Here is a 23,801-nt window from a genome sequence, read left to right on the forward strand (position 1 = left end):
CCGGCGGCCGGTCGGTCAGTCGTCGGCGGTGCTTCGGGGGGCGTTCCCCTCGTGTTCGACGAGGCCGCGGCCGACGCCGAGTGCGTCGTTGGTCCGGTCGATGCTCTGTCGGGCGCTGGCGGTCCGTTCCGAGAGGGCGCGCACCGCGTCGATGTTCTCCGGGACCACGTCGGCCTCCTGGTGGATGGCCTGGAACAGGTAGAGGTCGTTGTCCTCGACGGTGACCGACTCCGCCCAGATGCAGTTCTCCCAGACGTCGCCGCGCGGGCGGCCGGCGTCGCGGGTGTACTCCTTGAGTTTCCCGGCCCCGTCGATGCCCAGCGTCTCCGGGATGAGGAACAGGCGCGACTCGCGGCCCAGCAGTTCCCGGACCGCCTCGGCCGAGGGCGTCGACTCCAGCGTGACGTTGACGCTGTGGGTGTGCATCTGGGTCGTCGGCACCTTCATCCCCATCGTGTCGATGTCGAGGTCCGGGAACACCGTCTTGACGTCGGGGCCGTGGTGGGAGGGTATCTCGACCGGGTCGGGGAGTGTGTCGTTGATGGGGCCGCGCGAGGTCTGCCCGGGGTCGCCGCCCCGGCGGACCAGCGTGACGCGCGCCTTCTCGATGCCGTAGGTCTCCTGGAGGGGCGCGAACAGCCGTGAGAGGCCGGTCGTGTTGCAGGAGACCACGCGGGCGCTGTCGGCACCCACGGCGGCGTCGTAGTTGGCCCGAGCGACGAAGCTCACGTCGGCGACGTCGGGGTCCTCGCCGCCCTGGAAGATGGCCGGCGTGTCGTGTTCCTCGTAGAGGCTGGCGTTCGACGCGCCGACGCCGCCGGGCGTCGTGTCGACGACGACGTCGCTGACCTCGACGAGGTCGTGTACCGTGCCGGCGGTGTCGAGACCGGCGGCGTCGAACGGGACCCTGCCGTCCTCGCCGGCCGCGTAGAGGTCGTAGCCGCGGTCGTCTGCGATAGTTGCCTCGAAGTTCGGGGAGCGTTTGGAGACGCCCGCCACCGTCATATCCGGCTGGACACGGACCGCGTCAGCGACCCGTTTGCCGATGGTGCCAAAGCCGTTGATGCCCACGTGGAGCATGGACGACTGTTCACGGGGTGAGAGGATATTCTTTGCGGTTAATAGTGATAGAAATTAACTCGGATAGTTGTACTATCGGACCCTGTTACCACGGCACACGGCCGTGGATTCGACGTTCGTCCACACCCGGATTTCCACCAAGAGTTAATCCCGGCCGGGCCGAGACGCCTGTATGGACAACTCCTCCCTTCGCGCCCCGGCGGAGACGGCCGTCAGGCAGTGTATGGGCCTCCAGTCCGACGAGTCGTGTGCCGTCGTCACCGACGACGAGCGCGAGGCCATCGGCGAGGCGCTGTACCGCGTGGCCAGCGAGATAACCGACGACACCGTCCTCCTGCGCTACCCGCCGGGGAGCCAGCACGGCGAGGAACCGCCCGCCCCCGTTGCCGGCGCGATGCGGAGCGCCGACGTGGTGCTGGCGCCGACGACCAAGAGCCTGAGCCACACAGAGGCCCGCAGCGAGGCCAACGCCGCCGGCGCCCGCGTGGCCACGCTCCCCGGCATCAGCGAGGGCGTGTTCCTGATGGGGCTGGACGCGGACTACGAGGCAATCCGGCGGCACTGCGAGGACGTCCTCGCACAGGTCGAGGACGCCGAGGAGATTCGCGTCACCTCGCCGCAGGGCACGGACATCACGTTCGGGGTCGGGTCGCGCGAGTGGAACCTCGACACCGGCATCGTCCACGAGCCCGGCGAGATGTCGAACCTCCCCGCCGGCGAGGTGTTCCTCGCGCCGGAGACGGCCGACGGGACCTTCGTCGTCGACGGAACGATGCGCCCCCACGGGAAGCTCGACGGGCGCGAACTCCGGTTCGAGGTCGAGGACGGCTACGTCATCGACATCGACGACCCGGACGTCCGCGAACAGGTCGAGACGGCCGCCGACGAGGTGGGCCGGGACGCCTACAACCTCGCGGAACTGGGCATCGGGACGAACGTCGCCGTCACCGAACTCGTCGGGTCCGTCCTGCTGGACGAGAAGGCCGGCGGCACGGTCCACATCGCCATCGGCGACGACCACGCCATCGGCGGCGACACGCACGCCCCCATCCATCTGGACGGCGTCCTGACCGAGCCGACCGTGTACGCGGACGGCGCGGAAGTTGACCTGCCGCGGGGCGAGTGAACGGGCGGGGCGGCGGCCACGCCGTGGCACGGAGAACCACGACGAGAGCCGTGGCGACGACCATTTAGGCCCGGGCGGTCAAGACGGAGGTATGACCGAAGCGACACCCGGAGAGCGCGTCGCGCTCCCCTGTCCGGCCTGTTCGCCGGACCTAGAGACCGTCCACGAGGTACTCAAACCCGGTGGCCACGTCACCGTCCGCTGTACCGACTGCGACCACGTCCACAAGGAACAGTTGCCCGATGAGACGACCCTCCAGCGGGACGTCGTCGTCTCCCAGGACGGCGAGTCGTTCACCGCGCAGGTCGACGTGCCCGAGGACGCCGACCTCGCCGTCGGCGAGGAGTTCCTGCTGGAGACCGAGGAGGCCGTCCTCACGGTCCGCATCACGAGTCTGGAGACCGACGAGGGCCGCGCAGAGGAGGCCTCGGTCGAGGCCGTCGAGACCATCTGGTCCCGCGCGGTCGGGAACGTCGCCGTCAACGTCACGATGCACCCGAAGGACGGGCGCCACGACGAGACCGAGAGCTTCAAGCTGCAGGTGCCCGGCGACTACGAGTTCGTCGTCGGCGAGACCGAGGCGTTCGGCGACGAGGAGTTCACCGTGGAGGGCATCCACGTCCGCGACGACGCCCACGGCTACGACCACGAGAAGATGGACTTCGACGGCGACAGCGCAGTAGCGAAAGACATCAACCGGTTGTACGTCCGCGACGAGTCCTCGACGGCCTGGTCCGCCTGGTAGGATGCCCGACTGGGCCCGCGCTCGCACCGAACTGGTCGACCGACTCCGCGAGGGACGCGTCGACGACGACCGTGTCCTCGCGGCGATGGAAGCGGTCCCGCGACACCGGTTCGTCCCCGAGGAGTACCGGTCCGACGCCTACCGCGACCGACCACTCCCCATCGGCCGGGACCAGACGATCTCTGCGCCCCACATGGTCGCCATCATGGCGGAGCTGCTCGCTCTCCAGCGGGGCGACCGCGTCCTCGAGGTCGGGACCGGCTGTGGCTACCACGCCGCCGTCACCGCCGAACTCGTCGGCGCCGAGAACGTCTGCACCGTCGAGTACCACGACGAGCTGGCCCGGCGAGCGCGCCAGACGCTCGACGCGACGGGGTACGGCGACGTCTCGGTCCGCGCGGGCGACGGGAAGCAGGGGTGGCCAGCGCACGCCCCCTACGACCGCGCGTACCTGACCTGTGCGGCCTCGGAGTTCCCGACAGCCGTCGTCGAACAGGTCAGGCCCGGCGGTCTGCTGCTGGCGCCGCTCGGCGGGACCAGACGGCAGACGCTGATCCGGGCCCGTCGACGCCCCGACGGGTCGCTGGCCCGCGAGGACCACGGCGCGGTGCGGTTCGTCCGGTTGCAGTAAGCCAGGGATACCGCGGCGGACTCGCCGGGCGCGTCATTCATATAGCTCCGGCCGGAACCTCGAGTATGGATCCCGCGGTACTGCGCGGCGACATGGTCGACAGCCTGCAACACGACAGCAAGGGTGTCGTCCAGAGCGCGTGGCTGTCGGCGGCGATGCGTGCGGTCCCGCGCGAGGCCTTCGTCGGCGAGCGAGAGGCCTACTCCGACCGACCGTTCGAGCGGCTCGGAACCCGGGTGCTCTCGCCCAGCACCGCCGCCAGACTGCTCGAAGCGCTGGCACCCGCAGAGGACGACGAGGTCCTCGTGGTCGGGGCCGGCGTCGGCTACACCGCCGCCGTCCTCGCCGAGCGGGTCGGCGCCGCGAGCGTACAGGCCATCGACATCACCCGCCGCCTCGTCGTCGACGCCCGGCAGAACCTCGCGAAGGCCGGCTACGAGGGCGTCCTCGTCGACCGGCGGGACGGCGCCGACGGCCTGCCGGAGTACGCCCCTTACGACCGGATTCTGCTTGAGGCGGCCGCCGTCGAACCGCCCCGTGCCCTGCTCGCACAGCTGGCCGACGACGGCCGGATGGTGATGCCGCTTGGTGCCAACCAGCAGACGCTGGCGACCGTCGACGCCGACGGGGAGGCCCAGCGGCTCGGCAGCGTCGCGTTCCGGCCGATGCTCGTCGAGGGCGAACAGGCCGACACCGTCGAGCGCAACCGGACCCACCGCGAGGACCGGGAGCACGCCCGGCGGAACGCCCAGTCCCGCACCGGGTGGGAGCAGGACTGGATCGACTGGGACTAGCCGCGCACCACGAGCAGGTCCGTGTTCGACCGACTGTCCCGGTAGCTGCTGCTCGCCGGCGGTTTCACGTCGAAGACGACCGTCCCCTCCTGCTGGTTCGCACCCAGCGACGGCGACAGCGAGAGGGTGGCGTTCCCGGCCGCTCCCGTCTCCCCCGTCGCCACGCTGTCGAGCGTCGCCGTCCCGCTCTTCGCGACGACGGTGGCGCCGGAGACCGGCGCGCCCTCCGGGTCGACGACGGTGACGGTCACCTCGCGCTCCCCGGGCGTCGTCACCTCCGGATGGGGTTGCACGTCGACCTCCGTGACCTGCAGCGTCTCGATGCCGGAGATGGTACTCATCATCACGCTCAGACAGGCGACGCCGACGACCAGCGCGATGACCAGCCGTATGGGTAGTCCCTCGATGGCGCGTTCGTCGCGCCACAGTGAGTCGCTCATGGGACGGCGTGGTCCCGGCTCCGCACTTGAACCCTCGGGCGGGGGTTCAAGTACGAACGGGCGGCCAGCGTCGACATGGTCGTGATCGGACGAACGGACGAACGGGGCCCGACGGCGCGACTCGGCCACTACCGGGCGCGCGACGGGAGCCACGGAGCGGCGGTGGACCTGGACCTCGACCGGCCACACGCGGGGCTGGTCGTCGGCAAGCGCGGGTCGGGCAAGACGTACACGCTGGGCGTCCTGCTGGAGGGGCTGGCCGCCACCCAGGGCGTCGCGCCCGTCGTCGCGGACCCGATGGGCGCGTTCGCGCCGCTCTCGGACGCCGCTATCGATTCGGCGGTGGTCGAACCGCGGGTCCGGGCGGACGCGCTGGCCCCGCCGCTGTGGTGTTCCCTGCTCGGTCTCTCCACGGAGAGCGGAGCGGGTGCGCTCGTCTGGCAGGCGGCGACGCGTCGGGACACGCTGTCGGGGATGACCGAGTGGGTCGACGAGAGCGACGCCGACCCGACGGCGCGGCGGGCCGCGAGCAACCACCTCGCGCTGGCGGCGTCGTGGGAGGTCTTCGACCCGAGAGGGCCGTCGGCCGAGCGCCTCTGTGACGGGTCCGTGACGGTCCTCGACCTCTCGGGCGTCGACCCCGCGCCCGCGAACGCCGTCCTCGCGGCCGTCGCCGGGTCGCTGTACGACGCGCGTGTGGCCGAGGAGACGGGACTGCTCCCGTGGCTCCTCGTCGACGAGGCCCACGCGTTCACCGACGGCGTCGCGGGCCGGGCGCTGCGCCGCCTGCTGACGCGGGGCCGCCACCCCGGCGTCAGTTGCTGGCTGGCGACACAGCGTCCCAGCGCGCTCCCGCCGGTCGCCGTCTCGCAGGCCGACCTGCTGGTCGCCCATCGACTGACCAGCGAGGCGGACGTGACGGCGCTGGGGGAAGCGCGGCCCACGTACCTCGACGGCGGTATCGAGGGCCGACTCCCGACGGAGACGGGCGCGGCGCTGGTCGTCGACGACGTGACCGAGTCGGTCCACCACGTGCAGGTCCGCGAGCGGCGAACGCCCCACGGCGGCGAGAGTCCACGCGTCTCCGAGCGGGGGCGAGACGGTGTCAGCGGCGCACATCACAACTGACGAGTAGGGGCACCGCGAGGGGCCGACAATGACCGAGTCGCACGCCCTCTCGCGGGCCGAACCGCTCTTCCTCGTCGCGCTCGGGGGGTTCGTCGGGGCGGTCGTGCGCCACTCCGTCTCGATCGCGGCGCCGAGGGTGGGAGCCGTCGACGGCGCCGTCGTCGGGACGCTCCTCGTCAACGTCGCCGGCAGTTTCGCGCTCGGCGTGTTGCTGTACGAGGCCCACCTCGCGGACGTGCTCTCGGCGGAGACGCGGCTGGTCGTCGGCACCGGCTTCCTCTCCTCGTTCACCACGTACAGCACGTTCGCCGTCCAGACGAGCGGGCTGCCGCCGATGCTCGCTGTCGGGAACGTCGCGGCCAACTACGCGCTCGCGTTCCTCGGCGTGGTCCTCGGCCGCCTCGTCGCGAGGTGGGTCTCGTGAACCCGCTCCTGCTCGTCGGCCTCGGCGGGACGGCGGGCGCGCTGGGCCGCCACCTCGTCGGGACGCGCCTCGAACGCGACCGGGCGGACACGCTCGCCGTGAACGTCCTGGGGAGCGTCCTGCTGGGCGCGCTCGTCGCCGCGCCGGTCGGCGAGTCGGTCACGCTGGCGGTCGGCACCGGCTTCTGCGGGGCGTTTACGACGTTCTCCTCGTTCGCCTTCGAGACGGTGCGACTGGCCGAACTGGGCCACCCCCGCGAGGCGGCGCTGTACGCGGGCGGGACGCTCGTCGTCGCGCTCGCTGGCGTCGCACTGGGCGGATTCGTGGCGACAGCGCTGGCCTGAGCACGGTCAGTAAGCGCAGACTCAGTCGGCGGTCGAGTCGCCGTCGTCGGCGGAGATACGGCCGACCTCTGCGGCCGTCGTGTCACCGAGACGGGTGCGGAGCTTGCCCGCGGCGACCGCGACGACGTATATCGCGACGGCGACGAGGACGATGACGCCGCCGGCCGTCGCCTCGCCGTAGTAGGCGGCGCCGATGCCGAGAATCACGGCGAGTTCGGCGAGCACGACGGACGTGAGCAGCGACGAGCGGAAGCTACGGGAGACCTGTGCGGCGCTGGCGACCGGGACGACCAGCATCGCGGCGACGAGGATGACGCCCATTATCTGCATCGCGCCGACGACGACGAGGGCCGTCAGCATCACCATCAGCCGGTTGTACCAGCCGACCGGGATACCGGAGACGGCCGCCGCCGTCTCGTCGAAGGTGACGTACAGCAGTTGGTTGCGGGTGAGAGCGATGGTGGCGACGACGACGCCGAACAGGACGAGCAGGATGGCCGCGTTCTCGGCGGAGACGGTCGAGAGGTTGCCGAAGAGGTACTGGTTGATGCCGACGGCGAGGCCGCCCGCGTTGAGGCTGATGAGCACCGTCCCGAGGGCGAACCCCGTCGAGAGGACGATGGCCATCGAGACGTCGTTGTACGCGTCGGTCGCCTCGGAGATGAGTTCGATGAGCAGCGCCGCCAGCATCGCGACGACGACGGCGGTGAGGTACGGGGAGACGCCGAGGTTGAGGACCGCGTTGAGGAACAGACCGACGGCGACGCCGGCGAAGGCGGTGTGTGCCAGCGCGTCGCCGATGAGCGCGAGCTGCCGGTGGACGAGGAAGGTGCCGATGAGCGGCGCCATCACCCCGATGCAGAGGCCGACGAGGACGGCCCGGTGCATGAACCCGTACTGGAGGAGTTCGAGGCCGGTGACGGTCCCGAGCCACGACATGAACGCCGACCAGAGACCGAGCAGCCAGTAGAGCGGCCAGAGGACCGCGTCGGTCGGACTCGACTGGAACAGGAGGGCGGGCACAGCCATCAGGCGTCACCGCCGACCGGCATCGCCGTCCCGAAGGCCCGGGCCAGCGCGTCGCTCTCGACGAACGCGTCGGTCGGACCGTCGAAGTACACCTCGCGGTTGAGACAGACGACGCGGGCGGCGTGTTCGGTGACCGCCCGGAGGTCGTGTTCGATGAGCAGGACCGTGATACCGTCGGCGTGCAGCGACGCGAGGAGGTCGTAGAAGGCGTCGACCGACTCGGCGTCGACGCCGACGGTCGGTTCGTCGAGGACGAGGAGGTCCGCCTCGCCCGCGAGCGCCCGGGCGATGAACGCACGCTGGCGCTGGCCGCCCGACAGGTTCGTGATGCGGCGGTCCGCGAAGTCGTACATGCCGACGGTGTCGAGCGCTCGGTCGACGATCCGGCAGTCCTCGGCACCGAGGCGGCCGAACCCGACGTGCGGGTAGCGGCCCATCCGCACGACCTCGCGGACCGTGATGGGCATCTCCTTCGAGGCGCTGGCGTGCTGGGCGACGTAGCCGATGCGCGCGCCGTCGTCGAACGCGTGGGCCGGTTCGCCGAACAGGCGCGCGGTCCCCGCGTCGGGGCGCAAGAGGCCGAGCACGAGTCGCATGAGCGTCGACTTCCCCGAGCCGTTGGGACCGACCACCGCGACGTACTCACCGGGGTCGACGCGCAGCGAGACGTCCTCGACCACCCGTGCGGAGGTGTATCCGAACGACACGTCGGCGAGTTCGGCGACGGGGCCGGGGTCGCTCATTCGAAGTTCCTCCACTCGTCGGCCCAGCCCTCGTACCCGGCCTCGGCCGGCGGTTTGTTCCCGAGGACCACCTCGAAGGTGGGCATGTTGATGTTGTAGGCGATCTCCTCGTAGCCCCAGTTGTTCTCGACCCAGTCCTCGCGGACCCCGGCGTACGGGGTCACCGGGAAGTACGCCTCCACCTGCGTCTCGGCGAGGAGCTGTCTCGCGGGCTTGCGGGACTCGAAGACGCCGTTGGCGATGTACCGGATGTCGTTGTCCTCGATGACCGCCTTGGCCTCGGTGATGTCGGAGGGCTTCACGTCGCCGCTGGCGGCGAGGTTCGTCACGAGCGGGCGCATCCGGACGCCGTAGGTGACGCCGATGTACTGGAAGGCGTTGTGCGCCGCGAGCTGGACGACGTCGCGGTCGGCCGCCTCGAAGACGGCGCGGTAGTCCGCGTCGATGCGCTGGAGGACCTCGGTCTTGTACCGCTCGGCGTTGTCCCGCAGCGTCTCGCTGTGGTCGGGGGCCAGTTCGACGAACCCGTCGGCGATGTTGTCGACCGACGTGGCGGCCCGTCCGGGGTCGAGCCAGAAGTGGGGGTCCTTGCCGCGCTGTGCGCCGACGCCCTCCTCCTCTCGGTCGAGCGTCGCCGCGAGGTCGACCAGTTCGATGCCCTCGCGGACGTTGATGAGGCGCGTGTCGGCGCCGTCGTCCTCGAGGGTCTGGATGGCCCGGTCGGCCCACGGCTGGAAGTCCTCGCCGACGTGGACGAACGCGTCCGCGTCGACGATGTCCTTCGTGACGCTGGCGTTGGGCTCCCAGCCGTGCCCGTGGAGGCCCGTCGGGACGAGGTTCTCGACCGTAATCGGCGTGTCCGCCGCGACGTTCCGGGCGAAGTCGTAGAAGCTGAAGAAAGACGCCACCGCGACCGGCCCGTCGCCCGCCTGTTCCGACCCGTTCGCCGCACTATCGGTCCGACCCGTGCTACCGCCGATACAGCCCGCGAGTCCCGTCGCGATGGCACTGGCACCCGCGGCGAGGGCCTGCCGTCTGGAGACGCGGGGCCCGTGACTGCGCTGACCGTCGTCGTTCGACATGTAGGTGGAGAGAAGGGGCGAACTAAATAATAGTTTTGTTCTAAGGCAAAGTTTAGACTTATCTAATTCGCCGACCCACCACAGCACAGCGCTCAAGACGCCGGCCCGCCTGCCTCCCCTATGGACCCTGCGGAGCTCCGTGCGTCGATACCCGCACTGGACCGGTGTACATACTTCAACACGGGTGCGAGCGGTCCCAGTCCCCGGCCCGTCGTCGGCGCGGCGACCGACTTTCTGGAACGGCACGCCTTCGAAGCGCCCGCCGGCGAGGGCCCCTACGCCGTCGCGTGGGACGCCATCGCCGCCGCTCGCGAGGTGGCAGCCGACCACATCGGCGCTCGGCCCGACGACGTGGCGTTCACGCGGAGCACCGCCGACGGCGTCAACCTCGTCGCGAGCGCCATCGACTGGCACCCCGGCGACGTGGTCGTCCGCACCGACCTCGAACACCCGGCCGGGACCCTGCCGTGGGACCGACTCGCCGACACGCACGACGTCGAGGTCCGGGTGCTCGAGACGGAGCGGGGCCGCCTCGACATGGACGCGGTGAGAGACGCCGTCGCGGACGCGCGACTCGTCGTGCTCAGTTCATTGACGTGGACCCACGGCACCCGGTTGCCGGTCGGCGAGGTGGTCGACGTCGCTCACGACGCCGGCGCACAGGTGCTCGTCGACGCCGTCCAGTCGGTCGGCCAGCACCCCGTCGACGTGACCGAGTGGGGCGCGGACTTCGTGACGGCGGCGGGTCACAAGTGGCTGCTGGGAATCTGGGGCGCGGGGATGCTGTACGTCGACCCGGACGCGCACGACCGGCTCCGCCAGACGCGCATCGGCTACCGGAGCGTCGAGGATATGAACGCCGAGGAGTACACGTACCGCGCGGGCGCCAGACGGTTCGAGGTCGGGACCACCTCGCCGGCCCCCTACGTCGCGCTCGCGGCGGCCATCGAGACGATGGAGGCGGTGGGCCTCGACACCGTCGAGGCGCGGGTCGAGCGCCTGACCGACCGCCTGAAGGCCGGCCTCGACGACCGCCTGCTGAGCCCCGAGGGGTACGAGTCCGGCCTCGTCACGTTCGCCGCCGAGGACCCCGCGGCGACCGTCGAGCGACTCGCGGCGGAGGGCATCGTCGTCCGACCGCTCCCCCACCCCGAGGCCGTCCGCGCGTCGGTCCACGCGTTCAACGACGAGGGCGACGTCGACCGGCTGCTGGACGCGCTGTAGTCGGTCAGCGCCGACCGTGTTCGACGGTCAGGTCCCCGAGGTGCCGCACGCGGACGAGCGGCGTCACGGCGGTCCGCAGTTCTCCGACCCCGGTCTCGACGGCCGGCGAGACGTCGGCGAGCGTCGCCGGATCGTCCGCGTCGTCGGGGGGTGCCACGTCCCCGTCGCCCGCTCGGCGCGTCCGTGTCTCGACGGTCGCCGTTCGCGGCGACAGTTCGAGCGTCAGCGCCTCCCCCGGCGGGACGCGGTAGCGGTCCGCTCCCAGCGCGACGCGGGCCGCCTCGCCGACCCGGGACACCGACGGACGGCGAACGGTCAGCGGCGCGGCCAGTCGGACCGCGGCGACGGGGCGGTAGTCGGACGCGAGTCGCCTCGGCAGCCACCGAACGGTGTCGTCCCGAGCGGCCAGCGCCGTCGCGAGGCGGTCGCCCGTGTCGGTCACGCCGGCGGCGGCCCGCACGACGAAGGCCGCGTCGTCGAGGAGCGCCCGGTCGGCCGCCGTCAGGGGACCGTGCGGGTCGGTGACGAGCCGGCCTTCCCCGGTCGCGACGCGGTACGGCGGCGCCCCGTCGACGTGCAACCGCCGGAGCGTGACGTCCGCGGGCGCGTCCACGTCGAACTCGAGGGCGACGTCGACCACTCGGGTCGTGGGCCCGGCAGACGCCGTGCCGGCGACGCCGAGGAGCGACCCCCCGCCGAGGACGCCACCGGCCCTGAGGACACTGCGCCGGGTGGCGGTGACCCGCGCTGTCGAGTCGTCGCTCATCCCTCGCCCCCGGAGACGGCCGCGGCCGTGCGCTCGACCGCGAGCTTCGTGCAGTCGGTGTAGTTCGGGTTGTACCCCCGAAAGTGCGGGTGGCCGTTGGCACAGGCCCCGTGAGCGGCGTGGCTGTCGTGGTAGGTCACCGCCATCGGCGACACCTCGCCGGAGGGGTAGACCACGCCCGTGTCGTGTTCGTGCATGTGGCTCCCGCGCTCGACCAGCACGCTCGTCCTCGCGAGGTGTCGGTAGCCGATGAGGGCGTGTCCGAGCTCCTGCTTGGTGAACGCGTCGACGCGGGCGGCGTCCTCGGAGGCCGTCCCGACGACCATCCGGCAGTTCGTGGTGAAGGCGAGTTCGTCGAGTTCGTCGGCGCTGAACCCGCCGCCCCCGTCGAACCCGCCGGCGACGCCGTAGTGGAGGCCCCGGGCGCCACACAGCTCCGGGTGGCGCTCGGTGTACGTCTCGAAGGCGTCGACGAACGCCGCCTTCGTCGTGTCGTCGTACTCCGGCCCGCCGTCGTCGGCCACGAACGGTTCCGAGGGGGCCAGCGTGAACGCCGCGTAACCGCCCAGCGCCCCGAACTCGACGAGCTGGTCGAGGCCGTCGACGACGGCCGCCGCCACCGGCCCGCCGTCCACCCACTCGTCGTAGACGGCGTCGTCCGCGGGGTAGAGGAACACGGCGGTCCGGGGACGGCGGCCGAACTCGCCGGCCAGCAGGTCGAAGTGCGGTGTCGTGTCTGCCACGTCGCCACAGAGGGACCACAGATTCATATAGCCTCGCCGTCACTTCCGGGCCGGCGGTCCGGGTCGCCGACTCGACGGCGGCCTCCGGTTTGATTGGGGTCGGGGGCCTATCCGGACGCATGGACGAACGCGCGGTCGTCACCGCGTTCCTCCGCAACGACGGCGAGGTGCTGCTCCTCCGGCGGAGCGACGTCGTCGGGTCGTACCGGGGTCGGTGGGGCGGCGTCGCCGGACACGTCGCCGACGATACGGGACGCGACAGAGAGCCGACGACGGCCGCGTGGGCCGAGATAGCCGAGGAGACCGGCCTCGAAGACGCTGTGACGCTCGTCGCGACCGGCGACCCGTTTCCGGTCGAGGACGCCGACCGCGACACCCGATGGCGCGTCCACCCGTTCCTGTTCGACTGCGACTCGCGGGCGGTCGAGCCGAACGAGGAGACGACCGAGACGGCGTGGGTCCACCCGCCGGAGATACTGCGCCGCGAGACGGTGCCGCGCCTCTGGACCTCCTACGACCGGGTGCGGCCCCGCGTGGCGACGGTCCGGGACGACCGGAGCCACGGATCGGCGTGGCTCTCCCTGCGGGCGCTGGAGACGCTCCGCGACGAGGCGGCGCTGGCCGCCGAGGGACGGGCCGACGACCGCGAACCGGCCGAGCGCGACGGCGACGACTGGGGGGAGCTGGCGGCGCTCGCGAGACGACTCCGGGGCGCCCGGCCGTCGATGGCTGTCCTCGCCACCCGCGTCAATCGCGCGATGTGGACCGCCGGCGACGACCGGACGCCCGCGGCCGTCGAGCGCGAAGCACGGCGAGCCGTCGATCGGGCCGTCGACGCCGACCGCCGGGCGGCCGAACGGGCCGCCGAGGCGCTCCCGGACAGGGTCGCGACGCTCTCGCGGTCGGGTACCGTCACGGCGGCGATTCGAGCGGCCGACCCCGACGCGGTGCTGGTCGCGGAGTCCCGGCCCGGCGGCGAGGGCGTCGGCGTCGCCGAGTCGCTGGCCGACGGGACGGCCGTGACGCTCACCACCGACGCCGCCTTCGCGTTCGAACTCGCCGACTGGGACGCCGACGCCGTCCTCGTCGGCGCCGACCGGGTCCTCCCGGACGGCCGCGTCGTCAACAAGGCCGGGACCCGCGGGGCGGCGCTGGCGGCGGCCGAAGCGGGTGCCGACTGCCTGGTCGTCGCGTCGAGCGACAAGGTCGCGGCGGCGGCCGACTACGACCTCGAACCCCGGGACGCCGCCGAGGTGTACGACGGCGACGCCGACCTGACGGTGGCGAACCCCACTTTCGACGTGACGCCGGCAGCGACGGTGACGGCCGTCGTGACCGAACGGGGCCGACTCGACGCCGACGAGGTCGGGGCCGTCGCCGCCACGCACCGGAAGTGGGCCGCGTGGGACGACGAGGAAAGCGGGAGCGAGTGAGGGTGTGCTCAGTTCTCGTCGAGGACGACGGGGACGCCGGCCTCGGCCACGTCCGCGGCGAACTCGCGGGAGTCGGCTTCGAGGTTCGAGAACGTGTTGTAGTGGACCGGCATGACCAGACGGGGTTCGATGGTCGCGGCGAGGGCGGCGGCCTCGTGGCGGTCCATCGTCGCCCGCGGGCCGATGGGGGGGCAGAACAGCGAGGTGTCGAGCGTGCGGTGGCCCGGCAGGACGTCGCTGTCGCCGGGGTAGTAGACGCGGGTGCCGTTCACCTTGACCATGAACCCACAGCCGAACCCCTCTGGGTGGTACGGCGTGCCGTCGGAGAGGGTGTGCGGGCCATTGGGTTCGTTGTGGGCCGGCGTCGTCCAGATGGGGACGTCGCCGACGGTCACCTGCGTCTTGGCGTCGACCTGTCGCACCTCGTAGGGCAGGTCGACGATGGGCGGGAGGTCGCGTTCGACGTCGCGGCCGTCGATACCCTCGAAGGCGACGACCGTCGTCTCGTCGTTCGCGACCCGGTCGATGCCGTCGGGGTCGTAGTGGTGGACGTGCGTGACACAGACCACGTCGGCGTCCTCGGGTCGGTAGTCGGAACTCGGCGGGTGACCGACGCCGTCCGCGTACGGCTCCCACTCCCCCGTCAGGACCCCGTAGCGTCCGGGGTCGGTGTAGACGACGGTGTCGTCGCCGGCGATGCGGATGGTAGCGTACCCGAGCCAGTCGACGGTCACCCCCTCGTGGTGGACGGTCATTGCCTGCCGTACGCACCGGGAGAGGGATAAATCGGCGGTTTCGGTCGTCGGCCTCACTCCGCCGGTCGACCGTCGACGGTCGCCTCGTCGGTCCGGTCGCCCAGTTCGCCGTCGCGGATGGCGGTCCGCAGGGCGAGTTCGGCGACGTTCCCGCCGTGTTCGGCGGTCCGGCCGATGCTGTCGAGGACGTGAGTGAGCCGGTACGGGGCGGTCGGCGACTCGAACAGGCGGCGGTCGAGCGCCTCGAGGTCCGCCCGGAGGGCGTCGCGAGCGTGGAGCGCCTCGCGGGCCGACTCGACGCCCGCGTCGCCGACGATGGCGCGGACCGCGTCCTCGACGATGTCCCGGGCCGTCGCGGCGAGGTCGGCGACGGACTCGGCGGTGGCGTCGTCCATCGGGTCGTCGAGAGCTTCGGCCGTCGTCGCGATGCGCTCGGCGTGGTCGGCGACCCGCTCGAGCTCTCTGGCCGTGACCCAGCAGACGAACAGTTCCGAGCGGGTCAGCCCCAGCGCGTCCATCTCGTCGAAGCGGGCCAGCCCGCGCTCGAAGTAGCGGTCGACCATGGCGTAGAGGCGGTCGGCCTGGTCGTCCCTGTCGGCGGGGCTGTCGACCGTCGTCGGGCCGGTCAGCGCGGCCGTCGCGTCGCGGTGCATCGACAGCGCGACGAACTGGAGCTGCCGGACGGACTGTCTGATGGACACCTCGCCGGCGTCCAGCAGCGTCCGGACGGTCATCGTCGTCGGCGTCGACTCGGCGACGGTGACGCCGGTCAGCGTCCGGGCGACCCGCTCGACGGCCCGCTGTTGGGCGTCGTCGAACCCGTCGGGCGCGTCGAGTTCGAGCACTTCGACGCCCGCGGCGTAGGCCGCGCGGAGGGCGCGTTCGATACACGTGGGGTCGGCGTGCGGGACCGTCAGGCTGAGCCGGCCCGTCGTCTCGCGGTCGCGCTCCTGTGCCTGGATGACGAGGACGCCGTCGATGTGCGTGTGGAGGTCGACGACCGACCCCGTCTCGATGTCGGCCGCCTCGGCCCACTGTTTGGGGAGCGAGACGGTGTACGTGCCGCCGCCGACCTGCTGTATCTTGCGTGTTTCCATCGGTCGCGTGTGTCGTGGTAGTCACACCCACGCGGCGGGACGACGCCTCGCGTGGGGCACGGTACGGTCGCGGTCGGGGCGCCGGCCGCCGGCGCCCCGAGGGGGTCACCCGAACTTGCCGGTGATGTAGTCCTCGACGCGCTGGCTCTCGGGGTTCTCGAATATCTTGTCCGTGTCGTCGTACTCCACCAGCTCGCCGCCGGTGAGGAAGACGGCCGTCTGGTCGGAGATGCGGGCCGCCTGCTGCATGTTGTGCGTGACGATGACGACGGTGTACTCCTTCGAGAGCTCCTCGACGAGGTCCTCTATCTTCGAGGTGGCGATAGGGTCCAGCGCCGACGCGGGCTCGTCCATCAGGATGACCTCGGGGTCGACGGCGAGACAGCGGGCGATGCAGAGTCGCTGTTGCTGGCCGCCCGACAGCCCGAGGGCGTTGTCGTCGAGGCGGTCCTTGACCTCGTCCCACAGCGCCGCCTGCTTCAGCGAGCGCTCGACGAGTTCGTACTCCGCCTCGGTGTCGTCGCGGCCGAACAGGCGCGCCAGCAGCCCCTTCTCGATGTCGCCGTGCTTGCGCGGGCCGTAGGAGATGTTCTCCCGGATGGACTTCGGGAAGGGGTTGGGCGACTGGAACACCATGCCGATGCGCTTGCGCAGTTCGACGAGGTTGGCGTTCGCGTCGTATATCTCGGTGCCTTCGAGTTCGACCGAGCCGTCGATCCGAGCGGCCTTGATGCGGTCGTTCATCCGGTTGAGACAGCGCAGGTACGTCGACTTCCCACAGCCCGAGGGGCCGACGAGCGCCGTCACGGAGTTCTCGGGGATGTCCATCGAGACGTCCTTCAGGGCGTGGTCGTCGCCGTACCAGACGTTCAGGTCCTCGACGGAGAGTTTCGGCGTCCCCGCGAAGTCGTAGTCGGTCCACGCCTCGCGGACCCGCTCGTCGCTCTCGCCGGCCGTCGTCGTCCGGCTCTCTGTACGCCCCGTCGTCTCCGTCTCGCTGTCGTCAAGCGCGTTACTCATGGGTTAGCTTCCTCCGGAAGTAGGTCCGCGCCGTGATACCCACGGCGTAGAACGTCAGTACGACCAGCAGCAGTACGAACGCCGACGCCCACCCCATCGAGGGGGAGCCGCTGACGCCGGCGGCGATGACCGCCCACACCTGCGTTGGCAGGGACGCCGACGCCGAGAGGAGGGCGTCGTTGGCGACGAACGGCGGTTGCGCGGTGAAGCGAAAGCCGTCGAGCACCTGTGCCGACTCCGTCGCGTTCAGCGTCGACCCCAGCACGAGGATGAGCGGGGCCGTCTCGCCGGCGATGCGGCCGACGCCGAGAATGACGCCGGTGATGACGCCGGGCATCGCGGCCGGCACGACGACGCTCTTGATGGTCTCCCACTGGGAGACGCCGAGCGCCGCACTCGCGTCGCGGTACTCGTCGGGAACCGCCTTGACCGCCTCGCGGCTGGTGATGAGCACCAGCGGCAGGAGCATGAACCCGAGGACGAGCATCCCCGCGAGCAGGGACTCGTCACCGCCCAGCCGCGGGATGAGGAAGGCGGCCCCGAACAGGCCGAAGACGATGCTCGGCGTGCTCCAGAGCGCGTTCGTCGCTATCTCGACCAGCGCGGTGAAGCGGCCCTGCTCGGCGTACTCGGTGAGGAAGACGGCCGCGCCGACGCCCAGCGGCACCGCGAACAGCGTCGCGCCGGTGACCAGCCACACCGTGCCGACGACGGCGGGCAGAATGCCGCCGGGTTCGGCCCCCAGCGGGATGTACGTCTGCATCGTCATCGGCCACGAGAGCGTGCCGGCGTTGGCGACGCTGACGCCGAGGACGGTGAACGACACCTTCGTCACGGCGACGTGCAGCCCCAGCAGCGTCAGGAAGCCGGCGACGCCGGTCAGACCGAGCGACAGTTCCTCGCCCAGCAGGCGCCGCTGGAGCGTCTCGTCGGTCCGGCGTCTCGCGCGGGCGACCAGCACCGTGACCGCGAGCGACGCCACCGCGCCGGCCAGCGCGACGGCCGGAACGAGGTCGACCGGTCCGACGCTCGGCCGGACCGTCGCCGTCGCCTGCAGGAAGAGGGCCGCGGTCAGCAGGGCGAGCCCGCCGAACACGCCGAGGGTGAACAGCGTCGCACCGTCCTGTGCACGGTCGGCCAGCGTGCCCTCACCGGTGAGGACGCCGCCCAGCGGGAGCGCCGCGAGCGCGAGGGCGGCGACGGCGCCCAGCGCGACCACCGCGAGGCCGACCGTCCCGCCCAGCGGGAGACCGAGCGGCGTCGGGCCGACCAACAGGAACAGACCGGTCAGGGCGACGGTCCCCGCGACGGCGAGCGGGAGCGTCCGCCGGGACGTCTCGACCCACTCGAAGCGGCGCCCGACGTTGCGGAGCGAGCCGTACGACCGGAAGAAGTAGACGGCCAGCACCAGCGCCGGGGCGGCGAGCAGGAGCGACCCGACCGTCGGTTCCGGCGTCACGGCGATTGCGGTGTCGAGCGACTGCTGGGCCCGGTTGACCTGTACCGAGTAGGTGAACGGGTAGGCCAGCCGGTCGCCGGTGACGAGCACCGACAGGAGGACGGCCGCCACCGAGCCGACGGCGGCCAGCGGCAGGAGCCGGAACAGGTGGCGCGCACCGGCGTGCCAGTCGTCGCTGCCGGCGGGCGTCCGCGCGGCGTTCACCGCGACCACGAGGGCCGGTGCGAGGAGGACGAGCGCCGAGAGCGCGCCGACGGTGAACCCGTGGAGCGCGTAGCCGACGCCTTTCACCGTCACGAACACGACGATGGTCGCCATGACGGCCACCATCAGGAACGCGTTCAGGTTGATGACGAGGAAGGCACCGAACTCCCGACCGCGGGCGCCGAAGCCGGCGCGGCACTTCGCGGCCGACCACGCCGAGAGAATCGCCCCGAGGAGGACGAACAGCGGGACGACCGCGCCGCCGGTGAAGCCGCCCGACAGCGACTGCGGGTTCCACTGCCAGCCGACGCCGACGGCGGCCGTGGCGATGGTGAGACCGAGCGTGCCGACGACGAGCGCCGCCGGAACCGTCGACCCGACGTCCTCGCGCGGGAGGACCGTCAGGGCCGTGAGCACCAGTCCGGCGCCCAGCGCGACGGCGGCCCACGCCGGCGAGTCGAAGCCGACGAGCGAGCCCCCGACCGCGGTCCCGATGGCCAGTCCGAGCCCGCCGAAGACGACGCCGGCGAGCAGGCCGGCGCTCGTGTTCGGGCTGGTGTCGACCGTCTCCACGCGCGAGGCGAGGCCGGCGGCCGCGACGGCGACGGCCTCGGCGACGAGCACGAGGCCCAGCAGCGTCGCCAGCGTCAGCGGGACCGCGTAGGCCAGCACCGTCAGGCCGAGCGTGCTGCCGACCAGCCCGAGCGCGATGCCGCGGACCCGCTGGGACTCGACCGGCGTGACGTTGGCCCACGAGGCGACGCCGACGGTGCCGACGCCGCCGACGACGACGGCGAGCACCGTCAGGAGCGACTCGCCCAGTGCCGCGCCGCTGGCGTCCAGCGGGACGGCGTCGACGAGCGTGGCCATCGCGAGCGTGAACGTCAGGACGCTCAGCCCGATAGCGGTGTCGAGGCCGCGGTCGTAGACGTTCGACTCCGCGTTGACCAGTCTCGTCTCGGTCGCGTACCCCTCGCTCATGCTTCACCCCGGAGTTTCTCCCGCATCTGGCGCTCGATGTACTGGGAGACGACGCTCATGCCCGCGACGATGACGAACAGCATCACGCCCGCGACGAACAGCACGTCGACCGTGCTCTCCGAGGCGCTCCCGTAGTTGACCGCGATGAGGCTCGTCAGCGTCGCGCTCGCGTCGAAGACGTCGAACAGCGGGTTCGCGAGGCCGACGCCGGCGGCCATGATGGCCGCCACGGCCATCGTCTCGCCGATGGCCCGGCCCAGCCCGAGGATGACCCCGGCGGAGATGCCCGAGAAGGCGGCCGGGATGGAGATGCTCTTCATCGTCTGCCAGCGGGTCGCGCCCATCGCGATGGAGCCGTCACCCATCGCGTCGGGGACGCTCGAGAGGGCGTCCTCCCCGACGGAGACGACCGTCGGGAGCGCCATCACGCCGACGACGACGCCCGCGATGAGGAAGCTCGCGCCGTCGTCGAGGAACGACCGCTGGACGAACCCGTTCAACACCTGGAAGCCGATGAAACCGTAGACGATAGAGGGGATGCCGGCCAGCACCTCGACGCCGGGCTTGATGACCTCGCGCAGGCCGTCGCTGGCCACCTCGGCGATGAACAGCGCGCCGAACAGGCCCAGCGGGCCGGCGATGGCGCCCGCGATGAGGGTGACCATCACCGTCCCCCAGATGGCGGGAATCAGCGAGTAGGCCCCGCCGGCGGGGTTCCAGTAGCTCTCGCCGACCGGCAGGACGGATTCGAGCCAGAAGAACCAGCGCACCTCCCCGCCCTGGACCGGGACGAGCAAGAGGCCCAGCCCGTGTTCGACGAACGCCGGGAGGGCGCTGGCGAAGAGGAAGATGGTGATGAAGGTGACAGTCAACACCGTCAACACGGTGGCGACCAGCGTCAGCAATCGTGCTATCTCGGCCTGGTACGTGACCCACCCCAGTGCGGTCACGAAGATGAACGCGCCGACCATCGGGACGGCGATGGCCGGACGGAAGAGGAACACCAGAATCGTCGCCGCGAGCGTCGCCGCCGACGCGCCGACCGCCAGCAGTGACCCCTCTGTCGCGTCCCCGCCGAGTATCGTCTCTCGTGTAGTCGTTCGTACGTCGTCTATCATATCGGTGTGTCAAAAATCGGTGCGGAAGTCGTGGTCTCTCCCCGGCTGCTGTCCGCGACTCGCGTCGTTCAGACCTGGTCGGGCAGCTTCGCGCGCTGCTCCTCGAGGCGGCGCTGACCGAGCGTGAAGTAGTTGTTCGGCGCCACGAAGGTCTCCTGTCCGAACGGGTGGAGGCACATGTTGATCACGGAGGCCTCCTTCTTCGAGGTGCCTTCCCAGGTGTACATGTGCAGGTCCCGCGAGAGCGGGTACTCCTTGGAGTCCAGGCCGTTCTGCTCGTCCTGGTAGCTGTAGGTCGTCCCCTCCCACTCGAGGGCGATGGGGGCGAGGCCGTCCGTGTTGATGAACGCCAGCGCGAGGTAGCTGATGGCGTTGTCGGCCTGCGCGATGGCCTGTGCGAGGCGCTGGTTCTGGCCGTAGCGGTTGGCGACCTGCGTGTCCTCTTCGGGGTTGCCGAAGACGTTCGAGACGAAGGAGGTGCGGGTCCCCGAGCCCTTGACGCGGCCGAGCACCTGGATCTCCTTGTCCGGGCCGCCGAGCTCGCTCCAGTTCGTGATGCGACCCTTGTAGAGGTCCTTCAGCTGCTGGCCGGTGATCTGCTCGACGCCCGCGTCGGCGATCTCCTGGGAGACGACCAGCGGCTGGCCGTCGACGGCGACGACGTGGTCGACGAACTCGTCGTAGGAGTCGCGGTCCGGGAGCTCGTCCTCGACGTTCCCCGAGGAGTTCCCGATGTCGTGCTGACCGTTCATGACCTTCTCGACGCCGGTCCCGGAGTGCGAGAGGCCGACGGCGAAGGTGAACGGCGGGTCGCCGTCCTCGCCGGGTTCGAACCCGTAGAGGCCCGCCCAGTAGTCGGCGAGGTTCTTCTCGGTGTCGATGTCGTACTCGCCGTGCGGCCAGTACTCGGAGTCGCTGGCCGGCCGGTTGGCGTTCCAGTAGGACGCCGCGGTGTTGGAGACGGGGTAGACCGTCGAGGACCCACCGGCCTCCAGCGGGGAGAGCGACCCGGACTCGCTCCCGCTGTCGGTGCTCTCGGTGTTCTCCATACTCTCCGTGGACTCCCCGTCGGAGCTACTACCGTCGGAGCTACCGCCGTCGGAGCTACCGCCGTCGCCGCTCGAACAGCCGGCGATGGCCGCCGCACCCGAGACCCCGGTGGCCGCGATGAACTTGCGCCGCGAGACACGGTCGGACAGCGTCTTTGAGTCCTGCGTCATCACCTGAAACAGGCGGAAGGAGTATTAAACTCGTTTATAATAGGGGTATTTTGGAGTATGAGCGGACCGTTCCGCTCGGTACCGAGCGTAGCGGTACGGTCGGCTATATAGGCTCTGTAGCTCTCAGTTCGGGGCCGCGCGTCGTCGGTGGACCGGGTGGCCGCGCACCCGACGGTCGGGGCGGCGTCGCCCGCCCCGCCCCGACTCGCCGTCGTTTACAACGGGGGTTGTGGTCGTCTGCAAAATCTATTTACCACCCCTCTTGATAATGCTGGTATGCCCCATCCTGGGCCACCGAGGTTTATGGCTGTCGGCGAGGCCACACAACTGGCCCCACGCGACCCGGACCCGGACGCGACGTATCGCTGGCGAATCGCCGAGCAACCGGCCGCGAGCGCGGTCACGCTCGACGACGACCCGGTCGTTCGGTTCGAGCCGGACGCGCCCGGCGTGTACACCGTCGCGCTCGACGCGCCCGACGGCACCCACGAGCTGACGGTCCGCGTGTTCCCCGGCGACCTGTCGGTCCCCGGTCACTTCCTCGACGAGTTCGCCGGGCGGAGCGGGGACGCGGGCGACGGCACCACCACGGGCGTACCGGCGAGCGGGAGCGGGTCCGGCGTGGCCGCCCACGCCGGCCGCCGCGGTGGTGCGGGCCGTCCCCGCGTCGCCCTCTCCGTCGACGTCGACGACGGCGTCGTGACGGTGCGGGCGGACGCGACGGCGGGCGTCGGCGGCACCGACGACGGGACGCTGGGCGTCGACTTCCGCGTCGACGACCGCGACTCGACCCCGCGCAGTTTCCGCGTGGGCACCCGGAAGGCCGTCTTCGGACTCGACGACGTCGACGATTCGGTCCGGGTCCACGCCGTCGCGCTCGGCAAGCAGTACAGCGTCCCCGACGTGGTCACGGTGCACGGCGACGGCACCGTCGAGTTCCCCAACGAACCGCCGGCGTGGAGCAAGGAGATGTCCATCTACGAGGTGTACGTCCGGGGGTTCAAGGACCCAGACCCGGACCAGTCGGTGTTCGAGGTCATCGCCGAGAACCTCGACTACGTCCGGAGCCTCGGCGTCGACACGCTCTGGCTGACGCCCGTCCTGCAACACGACGGGTTCGACCACGGCTACAACATCACGGACTTCCACGCGCTCGCCGACGACCTCGGCACCGAGGCGGAGTTCGAGCGACTGGTCGAGGCCGCCCACGAGCGGGACATGCACGTCCTCTTCGACCTCGTGTTGAACCACTCGGCGCGGGACCACGCGTTCTTCCGGCGGGCCGAGAGCGGCGACCCCGAGTACCGCGACTGGTACGAGTGGGAGGCCGACGGCAGTCCGGCGACCTACTTCGAGTGGCCCTACATCGCCAACCTGAACTTCCGGAACCTCGCGGTCCGGCGCCACCTGCTCGACGCGGTCGAGAAGTGGGCCGGCTACGTCGACGGCTTCCGGTGTGACATGGCGTGGGCGGTCCCCATCTCGTTCTGGCGGGAGATCCGGGACCGCGTCCGCGCGCAGGACGACACGTTCCTCCTGCTGGACGAGACCATCCCCTACGTCGCCGACTACCACCACCTGGCGTTCCAGACCCACTTCGACACCGAACTGTACAGCGCGTTCCGGTCGGTCGGGGCGGGCGACGCCGACGCCGAGGCCATCACGGACGCCATCGACGAGCGGACGCTGACCGGGTTCCCCGACGACGCGGGGTTCCTCTGTTACATCGAGAACCACGACGAGGAGCGCTACGTCGACGCCTGCGGCCGGGCCGCGACGGAGGCCGCCGCGGGCGCGCAGTTCACGCTCCCCGGCGTCCCGATGCTGTACGCCGGCCAGGAGATCGGCGAGCGCACCCGCCGGGGCGAGATCCACTGGGACCACGCCGACGAGGGCCTGCGCGAGCACTACCGTCGGCTCGCCGAGACCCGCGCGGCGACGCCGGCACTCGGGCCGGCCGGGGACTTCGAACCGGTGGCCTACGAGAGCGACAGCGACGACGTCGTGGCGTTCGCCCGCGAGGCCGACGAGCGCTACGTCGTCGCCCTCCACTTCGGCGAGGGGACCGCGTCCGTCTCGGTCCCCGGGGAGGGAGTGACGACGCGGGACGTGGTGACGGGCACGGACGTGGGCGGCGACGGCGACACCGTAACCGTCGAGAGCGTCGCCGTCCTCCCATCGGAGAACCAGCGGACTGACACAGGAGACACCTAAG

23 protein-coding genes are annotated in these 23,801 nt (G+C 71.1%); 10 read left to right on the forward strand and 13 right to left on the reverse strand.

Annotation, left to right across the window (positions count from 1 at the left end):
- Positions 1-15: 15 nt before the first annotated feature.
- Positions 16-1,080 (reverse strand): type II glyceraldehyde-3-phosphate dehydrogenase, encoded by a 1,065-nt coding sequence (locus ACV7GQ_RS14725; protein WP_470310967.1) that lies wholly within the window; start codon positions 1,078-1,080, stop codon positions 16-18.
- Between the two features lie 172 nt (positions 1,081-1,252).
- On the opposite strand from ACV7GQ_RS14725, the gene ACV7GQ_RS14730 reads away from it, so the two are divergent.
- The 4 genes from ACV7GQ_RS14730 (at position 1,253) to ACV7GQ_RS14745 (ending at position 4,376) form a co-directional block, all read left to right on the forward strand.
- Positions 1,253-2,206 carry an aminopeptidase gene (locus ACV7GQ_RS14730; RefSeq protein ID WP_470310968.1) on the forward strand — a complete coding sequence of 318 codons (954 nt, stop codon included), beginning with the start codon at positions 1,253-1,255 and terminating at the stop codon, positions 2,204-2,206.
- 91 nt (positions 2,207-2,297) lie between these two features.
- Complete coding sequence (locus ACV7GQ_RS14735; protein ID WP_470310969.1) at positions 2,298-2,951, forward strand: HVO_0476 family zinc finger protein; 654 nt, start codon at positions 2,298-2,300, stop codon at positions 2,949-2,951.
- A gap of 1 nt (position 2,952) precedes the next feature.
- Positions 2,953-3,582: a protein-L-isoaspartate(D-aspartate) O-methyltransferase gene (locus ACV7GQ_RS14740; RefSeq protein ID WP_470310970.1), complete on the forward strand. Its 630-nt coding sequence runs from the start codon at positions 2,953-2,955 to the stop codon at positions 3,580-3,582.
- A gap of 65 nt (positions 3,583-3,647) precedes the next feature.
- A complete protein-coding gene (locus tag ACV7GQ_RS14745) occupies positions 3,648-4,376 on the forward strand; it encodes a protein-L-isoaspartate O-methyltransferase family protein (RefSeq protein WP_470310971.1) in 729 nt (242 codons plus the stop codon).
- Here ACV7GQ_RS14745 and ACV7GQ_RS14750 read toward each other — a convergent pair.
- Positions 4,373-4,816: a DUF7382 domain-containing protein gene (locus tag ACV7GQ_RS14750; RefSeq protein ID WP_470310972.1), complete on the reverse strand. Its 444-nt coding sequence runs from the start codon at positions 4,814-4,816 to the stop codon at positions 4,373-4,375. The two genes, ACV7GQ_RS14745 and ACV7GQ_RS14750, sit on opposite strands and share 4 nt — an antisense overlap.
- A 75-nt stretch (positions 4,817-4,891) precedes the next feature.
- On the opposite strand from ACV7GQ_RS14750, the gene ACV7GQ_RS14755 reads away from it, so the two are divergent.
- From ACV7GQ_RS14755 to ACV7GQ_RS14765, 3 genes are read left to right on the forward strand one after another with little or no spacing between them, the layout of a single operon-like run.
- On the forward strand, positions 4,892-5,944 hold the full coding sequence (locus ACV7GQ_RS14755) for an ATP-binding protein (protein WP_470310973.1): 1,053 nt from the start codon (positions 4,892-4,894) through the stop codon (positions 5,942-5,944).
- 28 nt (positions 5,945-5,972) lie between these two features.
- On the forward strand, positions 5,973-6,368 hold the full coding sequence (locus tag ACV7GQ_RS14760) for a CrcB family protein (protein ID WP_470310974.1): 396 nt from the start codon (positions 5,973-5,975) through the stop codon (positions 6,366-6,368).
- The gene (locus ACV7GQ_RS14765; RefSeq protein ID WP_470310975.1) at positions 6,365-6,712 is read left to right on the forward strand and encodes a fluoride efflux transporter FluC; all 348 of its coding nucleotides are present in this window, start codon (positions 6,365-6,367) and stop codon (positions 6,710-6,712) included. The genes ACV7GQ_RS14760 and ACV7GQ_RS14765 overlap by 4 nt, the downstream gene beginning before the upstream one ends.
- A 21-nt stretch (positions 6,713-6,733) precedes the next feature.
- On the opposite strand, the gene ACV7GQ_RS14770 is transcribed toward ACV7GQ_RS14765, so the two are convergent.
- The 3 genes from ACV7GQ_RS14770 to ACV7GQ_RS14780 are packed head-to-tail and all read right to left on the reverse strand — an operon-like array spanning position 6,734 to position 9,566.
- Positions 6,734-7,741 carry a metal ABC transporter permease gene (locus ACV7GQ_RS14770; RefSeq protein ID WP_470310976.1) on the reverse strand — a complete coding sequence of 336 codons (1,008 nt, stop codon included), beginning with the start codon at positions 7,739-7,741 and terminating at the stop codon, positions 6,734-6,736.
- Positions 7,741-8,484, reverse strand: coding sequence for a metal ABC transporter ATP-binding protein (locus ACV7GQ_RS14775; protein WP_470310977.1), 744 nt, complete (start codon positions 8,482-8,484; stop codon positions 7,741-7,743). Before ACV7GQ_RS14775 ends, ACV7GQ_RS14770 begins: the two co-directional genes overlap by 1 nt.
- Positions 8,481-9,566 (reverse strand): metal ABC transporter substrate-binding protein, encoded by a 1,086-nt coding sequence (locus tag ACV7GQ_RS14780; protein ID WP_470310978.1) that lies wholly within the window; start codon positions 9,564-9,566, stop codon positions 8,481-8,483. The genes ACV7GQ_RS14775 and ACV7GQ_RS14780 overlap by 4 nt, the downstream gene beginning before the upstream one ends.
- Positions 9,567-9,686: 120 nt before the next feature.
- Here ACV7GQ_RS14780 and ACV7GQ_RS14785 point away from each other — a divergent pair, with 120 nt between their 5' ends.
- On the forward strand, positions 9,687-10,790 hold the full coding sequence (locus tag ACV7GQ_RS14785) for an aminotransferase class V-fold PLP-dependent enzyme (RefSeq protein ID WP_470310979.1): 1,104 nt from the start codon (positions 9,687-9,689) through the stop codon (positions 10,788-10,790).
- A gap of 4 nt (positions 10,791-10,794) precedes the next feature.
- On the opposite strand, the gene ACV7GQ_RS14790 is transcribed toward ACV7GQ_RS14785, so the two are convergent.
- Together ACV7GQ_RS14790 and ACV7GQ_RS14795 are read right to left on the reverse strand one after the other, a co-directional pair.
- On the reverse strand, positions 10,795-11,556 hold the full coding sequence (locus ACV7GQ_RS14790) for a hypothetical protein (RefSeq protein WP_470310980.1): 762 nt from the start codon (positions 11,554-11,556) through the stop codon (positions 10,795-10,797).
- Complete coding sequence (locus ACV7GQ_RS14795; RefSeq protein WP_470310981.1) at positions 11,553-12,299, reverse strand: hypothetical protein; 747 nt, start codon at positions 12,297-12,299, stop codon at positions 11,553-11,555. Before ACV7GQ_RS14795 ends, ACV7GQ_RS14790 begins: the two co-directional genes overlap by 4 nt.
- Positions 12,300-12,418: 119 nt before the next feature.
- Between ACV7GQ_RS14795 and ACV7GQ_RS14800 the strand changes: the two genes are divergently transcribed.
- The gene (locus ACV7GQ_RS14800; RefSeq protein WP_470310982.1) at positions 12,419-13,732 is read left to right on the forward strand and encodes an eIF2B alpha/beta/delta subunit family protein; all 1,314 of its coding nucleotides are present in this window, start codon (positions 12,419-12,421) and stop codon (positions 13,730-13,732) included.
- Positions 13,733-13,740: 8 nt separating this feature from the next.
- On the opposite strand, the gene ACV7GQ_RS14805 is transcribed toward ACV7GQ_RS14800, so the two are convergent.
- The 6 genes from ACV7GQ_RS14805 to ACV7GQ_RS14830 all read right to left on the reverse strand — a co-directional run bounded on the left by ACV7GQ_RS14805 (position 13,741) and on the right by ACV7GQ_RS14830 (position 21,586).
- Positions 13,741-14,487, reverse strand: a complete 747-nt coding sequence (locus tag ACV7GQ_RS14805) for an MBL fold metallo-hydrolase (RefSeq protein ID WP_470310983.1) — start codon at positions 14,485-14,487, stop codon at positions 13,741-13,743.
- A gap of 53 nt (positions 14,488-14,540) precedes the next feature.
- Positions 14,541-15,584 (reverse strand): PhoU domain-containing protein, encoded by a 1,044-nt coding sequence (locus ACV7GQ_RS14810; RefSeq protein ID WP_470310984.1) that lies wholly within the window; start codon positions 15,582-15,584, stop codon positions 14,541-14,543.
- 105 nt (positions 15,585-15,689) lie between these two features.
- Complete coding sequence (gene pstB, locus ACV7GQ_RS14815; protein ID WP_470310985.1) at positions 15,690-16,604, reverse strand: phosphate ABC transporter ATP-binding protein PstB; 915 nt, start codon at positions 16,602-16,604, stop codon at positions 15,690-15,692.
- Complete coding sequence (gene pstA / locus ACV7GQ_RS14820) at positions 16,597-19,248, reverse strand: phosphate ABC transporter permease PstA (protein ID WP_470310986.1); 2,652 nt, start codon at positions 19,246-19,248, stop codon at positions 16,597-16,599. The genes pstB and pstA overlap by 8 nt, the downstream gene beginning before the upstream one ends.
- Entirely contained in the window at positions 19,245-20,366 is a 1,122-nt protein-coding gene (gene pstC / locus ACV7GQ_RS14825; protein WP_470310987.1) for a phosphate ABC transporter permease subunit PstC, read from the reverse strand. The genes pstA and pstC overlap by 4 nt, the downstream gene beginning before the upstream one ends.
- A gap of 68 nt (positions 20,367-20,434) precedes the next feature.
- Entirely contained in the window at positions 20,435-21,586 is a 1,152-nt protein-coding gene (locus ACV7GQ_RS14830) for a substrate-binding domain-containing protein (RefSeq protein ID WP_470310988.1), read from the reverse strand.
- 303 nt (positions 21,587-21,889) lie between these two features.
- On the opposite strand from ACV7GQ_RS14830, the gene ACV7GQ_RS14835 reads away from it, so the two are divergent.
- Positions 21,890-23,800: an alpha-amylase family glycosyl hydrolase gene (locus ACV7GQ_RS14835; protein WP_470310989.1), complete on the forward strand. Its 1,911-nt coding sequence runs from the start codon at positions 21,890-21,892 to the stop codon at positions 23,798-23,800.
- Position 23,801 lies beyond the last annotated feature (1 nt).

The organism is Haloarcula sp. MBLA0163, from assembly GCF_055632435.1.